The sequence below is a fragment of the Acinetobacter sp. WCHA39 genome (assembly GCF_002165385.1).
Classification (GTDB): domain Bacteria; phylum Pseudomonadota; class Gammaproteobacteria; order Pseudomonadales; family Moraxellaceae; genus Acinetobacter.
In genome coordinates this window covers 1-8,327 of record NZ_NHRP01000057.1, presented here as the reverse complement: position 1 = coordinate 8,327, position 8,327 = coordinate 1, and the positions used below count along the sequence as shown (strand labels likewise).

General features: G+C 37.3%; 11 protein-coding genes. 8 read left to right on the top strand and 3 right to left on the bottom strand.

Going from position 1 to position 8,327, the window contains the following annotated elements:
• Positions 1–103: 103 nt before the first annotated feature.
• Entirely contained in the window at positions 104–430 is a 327-nt protein-coding gene (locus CDG56_RS16120) for a hypothetical protein (RefSeq protein ID WP_087548417.1), read from the bottom strand.
• 527 nt (positions 431–957) lie between these two features.
• Here CDG56_RS16120 and CDG56_RS16115 point away from each other — a divergent pair.
• Entirely contained in the window at positions 958–1,476 is a 519-nt protein-coding gene (locus tag CDG56_RS16115) for a hypothetical protein (RefSeq protein ID WP_087548416.1), read from the top strand.
• Positions 1,477–1,478: 2 nt separating this feature from the next.
• Here the strand turns inward: CDG56_RS16115 and CDG56_RS16110 are convergent, their stop codons facing one another.
• Positions 1,479–2,312, bottom strand: coding sequence for a hypothetical protein (locus tag CDG56_RS16110; protein WP_087548415.1), 834 nt, complete (start codon positions 2,310–2,312; stop codon positions 1,479–1,481).
• A 672-nt stretch (positions 2,313–2,984) separates the two neighbouring features.
• Between CDG56_RS16110 and CDG56_RS17500 the strand changes: the two genes are divergently transcribed.
• Positions 2,985–3,107 (top strand): hypothetical protein, encoded by a 123-nt coding sequence (locus CDG56_RS17500; RefSeq protein WP_264754485.1) that lies wholly within the window; start codon positions 2,985–2,987, stop codon positions 3,105–3,107.
• A 1,670-nt stretch (positions 3,108–4,777) separates the two neighbouring features.
• Complete coding sequence (locus tag CDG56_RS16105; RefSeq protein WP_087548414.1) at positions 4,778–5,356, top strand: plasmid replication DNA-binding protein; 579 nt, start codon at positions 4,778–4,780, stop codon at positions 5,354–5,356.
• A 19-nt stretch (positions 5,357–5,375) separates the two neighbouring features.
• Here the strand turns inward: CDG56_RS16105 and CDG56_RS16100 are convergent, their stop codons facing one another.
• Complete coding sequence (locus CDG56_RS16100) at positions 5,376–5,564, bottom strand: hypothetical protein (protein WP_227519087.1); 189 nt, start codon at positions 5,562–5,564, stop codon at positions 5,376–5,378.
• Between the two features lie 342 nt (positions 5,565–5,906).
• On the opposite strand from CDG56_RS16100, the gene CDG56_RS16095 reads away from it, so the two are divergent.
• From CDG56_RS16095 to CDG56_RS16075, 5 genes are all read left to right on the top strand, one after another.
• On the top strand, positions 5,907–6,398 hold the full coding sequence (locus CDG56_RS16095; RefSeq protein ID WP_087548413.1) for a hypothetical protein: 492 nt from the start codon (positions 5,907–5,909) through the stop codon (positions 6,396–6,398).
• Between the two features lie 246 nt (positions 6,399–6,644).
• Positions 6,645–6,932 (top strand): BrnT family toxin, encoded by a 288-nt coding sequence (locus CDG56_RS16090; RefSeq protein WP_004884492.1) that lies wholly within the window; start codon positions 6,645–6,647, stop codon positions 6,930–6,932.
• The gene (locus CDG56_RS16085) at positions 6,919–7,233 is read left to right on the top strand and encodes a BrnA antitoxin family protein (protein WP_005098515.1); all 315 of its coding nucleotides are present in this window, start codon (positions 6,919–6,921) and stop codon (positions 7,231–7,233) included. Before CDG56_RS16090 ends, CDG56_RS16085 begins: the two co-directional genes overlap by 14 nt.
• A 147-nt stretch (positions 7,234–7,380) precedes the next feature.
• The gene (locus CDG56_RS16080; protein ID WP_004762690.1) at positions 7,381–7,707 is read left to right on the top strand and encodes a hypothetical protein; all 327 of its coding nucleotides are present in this window, start codon (positions 7,381–7,383) and stop codon (positions 7,705–7,707) included.
• An 8-nt stretch (positions 7,708–7,715) separates the two neighbouring features.
• On the top strand, positions 7,716–8,060 hold the full coding sequence (locus CDG56_RS16075; RefSeq protein WP_004762688.1) for a hypothetical protein: 345 nt from the start codon (positions 7,716–7,718) through the stop codon (positions 8,058–8,060).
• The last annotated feature ends 267 nt before the right edge of the window (positions 8,061–8,327 follow it).

Below are 8,327 nucleotides of genomic sequence, written 5' to 3'. Positions count from 1 at the left end.
TTGAATGATTTCTTCTTGGTCTACGTGCCATAAAATACTCCATATATTGATGTTTATAACATCATTTGAGGAGCAGAATATCACTTATAGGAGTTGTTCAAATTTACGGATCCATCTCTGAAGACTCAAAATCACCTTTATTTTTAAATAATTTTTTGTTTGCCTCTATAACTCTTGTTAAATATCTAGTTTGAGACAATTGTTCGCATTTGATCGCCTTGTATTTTAGCTGTCCGTCTACTTCACTATGCAATTCACTAACTGCGTAATTATGAGTTGTAAGTATTAAATCCAAAAAAACAACTCGATAGTTATTAAAGGCTAGTTCATCACTAAAAATTGGAGGAGATATTTTTTCATATACACTATCTGCATAAATTGTAGAACTATGACTTAACAGTATAGTGAGTACGGCAGTTCTTATTTTCATTGTATAAGTTCTTGTAAAAATTCAGATAAATCAGTATAGCATTCAGTTGTTGAGCCGTTGAATAAGATTTTAGGCTTATAGTGGTATTCGTCCATTTCTATTTTGAAGTTCCTTTATTGCATTCGCTCTAAGGCAGGTACTTCTAGTCTTGCATTATGTCTTAATTTATCAGCATGTTTAGTAATTACGGTTTTGTTGCAAAAAAGAAATAAGCAATTGATTTTATTGACTTTAATTTTATATTAAAAATAAATCAAAACCTTTAAAATCATATGGTTATGAAATCTTTATGCAACAAAGCCGTTCAACACACATCATAGCTACCTTGTAAGGTAGCTATGATGTGTGTTCTTGCTTTTTTATTTAATTTCAATAACTTAAAAAAGTTAATGTCTGAGTTTTATTTTTACACATAAATGCAATAATATTTAAAATCAATTACTTACATCATGTGAAAAATTGAGAGCTTAACAGCACACATAATACCTACCTAACTACCTTAGTTACAGTCAGGACTCTGATCCCACATGATGAAAATTAAAAATATGAACTCGTTTAAGCTGTCCTATATGTACTTCTTTCCCGCGGTGTTTTTCCCATTTTTGAATATCTACCAATTTAGAAACAATCCAGACCTTCAATCATGGCTATTCAATAACTTACTGATCAGCATTACAGTAATTTTGGTCCCACTTTGCCTTAGTTTAAGCATGCTCATCACTAAGTTTTTATACCAAGATCACAACAAAAAAATGGAATACAACGCCATGGGGCTTGGGCTGTTGTGCCTAATTTTTCTCATGGGCAGCAACTACTACCAGTTCCATAAATTTACAGCAGGAACAGACCTCAGCATGGATTTTTACCGCATGGCGTTAATGCTGAGTTTCCTGATCGGATGCTTTATCGCAAGCCTATGCTTCACCTTGAAATATAAGCAATATTCAAAAAAATATGACACAGACTTCAACCTCAAAACCCAAAGATTCATGCTGAGTGCATGCCCATTGTTATTGATCTCCATCACAGCCATCTTTGTGGTTTAAAGCTACTTTTGCAGATCGGCAAAAAATGCCGTCATTTCCTGAAAATTACTGACCAGACGCTTAGATTTCCGCTCATACGAAGGCACCGACAGTTCTACCTTGGACTTTCGGTTCAGATACTTGAAGTACAGCGGAAAAACTTGCTTATTGAACTTAAACACATCCTCCCGAACGCCCCTAAACCCCGCCAATTTCGCCACCCGAGACAACTCAGCCATGACCATACTGTCCTGTTTATCAGGACTCTTGATCTGTTGGGCTTTCTTAAAGGTAGCGACCAGTTGCTCACTCTTAAGTTCCAGAAACTTCTTGTGAATGCGCCACGTCCAACCCGTGGTTCTATCAATTTCTTTCTGTTTGCGCTGTTCAACCGTAAACGGAAGATTAACCAACTCATAGACCGGAGCAGACTGCCTATTGTCTCCAACCTGAATGGCGGTGCGATAAATCAGCCGGTTCTGACGATCTTGGACCGATTCAAACGGCTCTAACTCAGACTTATCAAGTCCATAGGCAAGCCTCAACAACTCCAAACAATCTTGCTTTTTTTCTCGAAGTTCCTCGGGAAGCGTACACAACAAACAGAGTCGAACCTTCTCAATTTTGAGCAGACTTTGATTGAGTAAAACAACCAAATCCACCACTGGCTTTTGCTTCAACCGGTAATTTCTTTGTCTGGCGGTTTGGTCCAAATGATATCTTTTTTTGAACTTATCAATAATGCTTTCAGCCCGATCAAGCGGCACATCAAGCTGAACATAATACTGCGTTTCGCGGCTGACTTTATCCAAGATATCGGCTAAATATTCGCTGGTTTTGACACAGTAATAGATCATTATAAAGTCCAGTTTTTTTGGTAATTCTGTCGGAAAAATTCTAGCATTTTTATACTTTTTTGGTAATTCTATCGGTGTGCTTATTTTGTAATGCTTTGGACTGCGTTTAGCAGTCCCCTTTTAAGTGCAGATGTAGGTTTATAAATGGTTGTTCCGACGGAATTTGATTTTATGGCAGTTTCAGGTATAGTGAACGCATCTGATTGCTTCTAAAGCTTTTCTGATTCTGAACGTGTAGCGCATAAAAGAAAAACCATCTTTTAAGTTAGCAGAGACCATAAGTAGGAATTTTAAAGTGAACCATCAGGTCGTTATCCGTACGCCAACGGAGTCCTTTCATGATCAGCGATAGCACATATTTTTTTGGCTACTCGCATATTGTCTTTGTTAGATCCCTCTAACGTTCAAAAATTACGTCTAGCGTAGTTTGTCCATTTTTGCGCCTATTTTTTGGCGTTCCAAATGTTCGGCAAGTTACCGCTGCCGAGACGTTTTTTCACTATTTCAAACTGCTAGGAGCACTAACCATGTTCTGATCGGTGAAGCTGCATGCTGGGGAAACCTCGCTGGTGCGGCTACAACGGGGGCTAAAGAGTGAAATTCTCTTTTTCTACCCAATCAAAAAATTGAACAAGATTAAAGTTGTTGGGCGACGTAGACACGGGCGCTTTGGTGACAAAGCACAACCCTGTTTTAATTGAAGTCAGAGTTGAGATCACGGATGATTTCAACGCTAAAATGACTGCCTTTTGCATGAGTGATTTTGCGATGGGCACAGCACAGGTGGGCGACTAAAAGTGAGCCGAAAGGCGATCAAGACAGAGAAAAACTGTCAGATGTCAGATTTTAAAAGGGTCATGGACATCGGGTACTTGTAAATACATAAGCAAGATTCGTCGAATAGCTTAAGCCTGTAACAGCATCTACAGTAGAACCTGATAGATGCTTTGCTGAAAATTTTGATAGCACGGTAACTCTAAAGAGTCTTTAGTCGGTGTAAGTGGGATCTTGGAACAACTACCCATGAAGCGCCAATGGACGAGACGAGTGTAACGAGTAAGACTTGAGCGAAAGCGAGAAGCCGGGCATCCGAGTGACAATTAAGACTAATACGGGAAGTTCGCTAAATATTTGTTTATTTAATTCTTTTAGTTGGTGACTGTAAGATTTAGACAAATTTTAGAGGATGGGAGATCAGTTGAGTAAAGCGACGTTTCTGTCGGGAGCATGAATATTCGAGCGAATAAAAACGTAAGGGTATACATGAGTAATGAAAGGTTGAGCCGATTATAGGTTTGATTTAGTGAAAAAAATAGCAGTTGTGGTGACTGCAAGCGGACTGGTAATCCGTGGAAAAATTTTTGTATGTTATGAAATTTAACTGAGAATTAAACAGAAATAACTCTGTTTAATATTGTCGGTGCAGATTAATCACATGCATTCATTTTTAAAACATGACCGTTAAGACTGAAAAGTCTTAGCGGTTCATCTTTAAAACGCTCTATTTTGCGTTTTAAGCAACTATAAACACAACCATATGGATTAATACCAAAATTACCTTAACCGAGCTGTAACACTCTTTTTTTTGCGTTTAAACAGTATTTTCAACAAAGTCTAAGATAAATAAAAGCATTCTGCTAAGTGCTCTCACTCACTCAAGATCACCACACCCCTCGCTCTGCTCGGGCTGATGGTGAACGTTGAGTGAGTTTCGGCAATACTCTCCCTAAGGGCGGTCAATTAGAAAAATGACACATCCCTTAAGTATTGCCGATTAACCTGTAATTGGGCTGACGGAGCCACGCATCGGTCGTATCCGCACATGGTTTTGCTGACCATGCAGACAAGGACTAAAGGTTTTGCACCTTCTCTCACGCGCTCCCTGTCGAAGTATGGCGATATCTCTGCGAGGGTTTCCCCAACATGCAACTTAACCAACCTATACCACTACTCTCAACGCCCCGTTTATGTGAGATTCCCCTGTAACGGTTCCGCCTTTCGACGATCGCTACGATGCACCAGTGACACTTATTCCCTCCACATGCACCGCATGCCAACCATAAAATGGGCACGCAGAAGCAGGCAAAGCTCGATCTGGGATACTTATTTGATGAAAAAAAACACTTAACTAACGAAGACTTTTCAATTTGGGCTTGATATTACTGCACATAACAGTGAAAATAGAGTTCTGGTACAAAGCCTTTGGGTGAAATCATAACGGTCGCCAAACCTTATGATCTTCGTTACTTGATGTTGCTTCATCAAATAACTGCGTACCGACGAATTTAAAGCCCTGCGTGACAATTGTCAAGCAGGGCTTTTTCGTTTTTAAAAATAAAATTATTAAATATTATATATTTGCGGTATATGGTGTAGTTCCTAATATTGGCTAACTCTCTCATAAAATATATGCTGATACTTATATGATTTACGTCAAAACATAATAAACAGGACTTTTAAGCTAAATGGCGAAACTATCACTGAGCGAAGTATCTAAGCGTTTTAATGTCGATAGATCGACAATCTACAGAGCTGTAAAAAATGGACGCTTGTCTCGTACTGATGATGGTCAATTTGATCTTGCCGAAGTAATTCGATGCTTCGGTGAACCACAACAGGTATCACAGCCAGCTAAGGAAGCTCCTAAGCAAAGCAGTGATGCAGCTACGCAAAAACTTATCACTCATTTAGAAAATGAAGTCAAAAAATACCAGGAACGTGAAGAACGTTTGATGCAGCAAATTGATCGGATGCAGACTCTGATTGAATTAAAAAGTGTCGCGCCTGCCACGGCAGCACAACACTCCGACGCTACAGCATGCGACACCAAAACGCCACAGCATGCGACAGCAGATCAAGATACTGAAAATAATAAAATTTTAACCAAAAACATGGTGAAAAATGTTGCAGTGCAACACCCTGACGCTATAGCGAGCGACACCCAAACGCCACAGCATGCGACGTTGCAAAGTGTGGCAGTGCCACAACCCAAAAAACAGGGTTTATTTGGACGCGTATTGAATGCTGTATTCAATCAAGATTAAGAGTTCTATACTTTAAAAATCATCTGATGTCTTTTTTCTTGATCTTCACTGTACCTTGCTTCGGCAGACGCTTAGAAATTTCTAAGTTACGATACAGTTGTTTAATCATCACAGGCTCACTATTCGGATCCTTATACACTACGGTATCGTTTGTGACATAGACCACAGGTCCATTACTAGCTTTTGCAATAAAGGTCTCCGTGAGCACCCTACCTGCCTCTTTAGCAATAACGCGCTCCTCCTCATCCATCTTATTTATCTCATCCATATCTCAACCTAGTTAACAATCAAGTTTTATTATTATTCTCACTATTTAACTTAAATATTAACCTTTTTGTTTAATTGAATTGTTCATGTGGACTACACAAACCCGTGGAACATTGATAAGTAAGCGTGGAATGTGAAGAACCGACAAAAAAGCCCAATCGGATATGATTGGGCTTTTTACTATGCGATAAGGTTATGAATTAAAACAAATAATTTAGAGTATTTCGTATAAGGTGTATTATGTTAATTTTAGATAAATTTAAAATATGGATAGTAAATATAAATGTTAACTTTTGAAAATTTAAGATTACCAATGGATGAAGAGTACATAAAGTGGCTAGGAGTTGCTGTTTATTCTTTTGCTTATATGGAAGGAACTGTAATTGATATCTATCGATTCTTAGATGATTCTTTTGCACAAAAGTATTTTAGAGGTGAAAAAGGTATTACATCAGGTTGTTTAAAAAGTCATTTTAAGTCCTTTCTAGATAAAAACAAATCATCTATAGCTTTACCTGTTGGTGTCACCATTCAAGATATTGAAAGAGTATTTGATGAATTTCATGATCTTACTGAAAAAAGAAATGCTTTGATTCATGCACATCCCATCACCTTACCAAGCGGTGGACGTGGTCTAGCATTTCAAACAGGAAAACCCAAAGCAAAAGAAAAAGATGTGTTATGGGAACTGAATGAAATTAAGAAATTTTGTGAAATTATTGAAAACAAAGTCTCTGATTTTTCTAAAGTCGCTGATCCATTTAAAAAACAATAGAAATTTAGTCTATTTAACATAATAGAGCTTATACGAAACGCATATAAAAATAGTTTTATATTTCAAAAAGTTATGCTATAAAAAATCGGGGACGCAAACCCAAAAAGCTGACTTGGAAACAAGTCGGCTTTTTTATGATCGTTTTTGATAGTTCTTGCCAATAATTTTGACTAAAAATTACGCTTTTCAGCTTGAGTGATACAATTTTGTGATACATTATTGTATATACAAATTTGAATGTTTTTTATGGAACAGTATTTCGAATGGGATGAGGCAAAGAATCGAAAGAATCAGAAAAAGCACGATGTCTCTTTCGAAACAGCAAGCCTTGTTTTTGATGATCCATTAAGGATCTCAATCCAAGACAGACATACCGATGGTGAAGAACGTTGGCAAACCATTGGAAAAGTAAAAGGCGTACTAATGCTCTTAGTAGCTCACACCATCTTTGATGAAGATGACTGTGAAATCATACGAATCATTAGTGCAAGGCAAGTCACCAAAGCGGAGCGAGATAGATATGAGCATGGTTAGATACTCACGCAAAGAACTGAATGAAAAATTCAGCGACAAGCAAGATGCTGAAATTCAACGCTTGCTTGCTAAGGGAACGGTTCCTGACGATCAGCTAGATCTCTCAGATATGCCTGAAATTACCGACTGGAGCAATGCTGTACGCCATAATCAATTCTATCGCCCAGTGAAGCAACAGACTTCCATTCGTTTAGATGCTGATGTACTTGCATGGTTTAAAGCTCAAGGCAAAGGCTATCAAACACGAATGAATGAAATTTTGCGGGATGCTATGCTCAAAGAATTAAAAAATCATCAGTAAAAATGGGAGCTTAGGCTCCCATTTTTAGATTAGTATAACGCGTATTATGTTAATTTTAGATTTTCTAAAAAGATGGTACTCAACTTATAACATTTCTAACCGTATTAATATCACTTATACTCTGTATTGACCTTTTGGGGGAAAAAGATGAATACAATTACAGCTAAAATATTATGTCTTAGTTTTTCTATATTACTAATGGGGTGTGATAGTAGTTCATCGACTGATACTAGCCCAACTAAAATCACAAGCTCTAAAGCTGTTGGTGATGAAATGGATACCATGCAGGAATGTAAGTATCGTCTTGATCAAACAGCAAAAAAATATAATGTATCCTATACTGTAGATAAGGATGAAAAAGAAAAGTTTATTGGCTACATCGTGAAAGATGGAACTCAAACCGACTTGTTAGCCATGTGTAAAAAAGATGGTGACTACTACTCTGCTATGTTTCAAATACCTGATGAAAAATGAGAACAACAATGATCTATAAACACATATTAATTGCAATCACTTTAGCTATTATCAGTACCTCAGTGCTGGCTGATAAAAAGATTCCCATGATCGATAAAAAGTACAATGGAAAGTACTTTCTAATTAGCAATAAAAAGAAAGGGGGGATCAATTTAGTTATTTATAAGTCTGTATTTTCAACAGAGACAGTCTACTCTAAGATGGAAATCAACTGTTCCACAGGTAAATATCGCAAAATTGGAGAAGGCATCAATAGCGAAAGCGATATCACAACCTACACAGATAAAGGCTCATGGATCGAACCTATCTATGGGGCTAGCCACTATGATGTAGTTAAGTTTACTTGCAAATAGCAAACCTTGAGCATAAAGATGTGTTTTGTCAAATAGTGCAGTTATAACTATAAATTTATCCAAATGTTTGTACAGGCTTGAAATACTTATCGGTATAAATCTTTGTTATCGATTCACAACTGTCTTTACCTATTATAGATCTTATGTAATCCTCAGATTTTTTATTTCCATCCATAGAAGAGAGGTGGTCCCACTTGTTTGAACAACTAAAAGCGTATTTATAAGTGATATTCCGCTCTAGTTAAGCCACCTTGTTTTGTTGGGGTA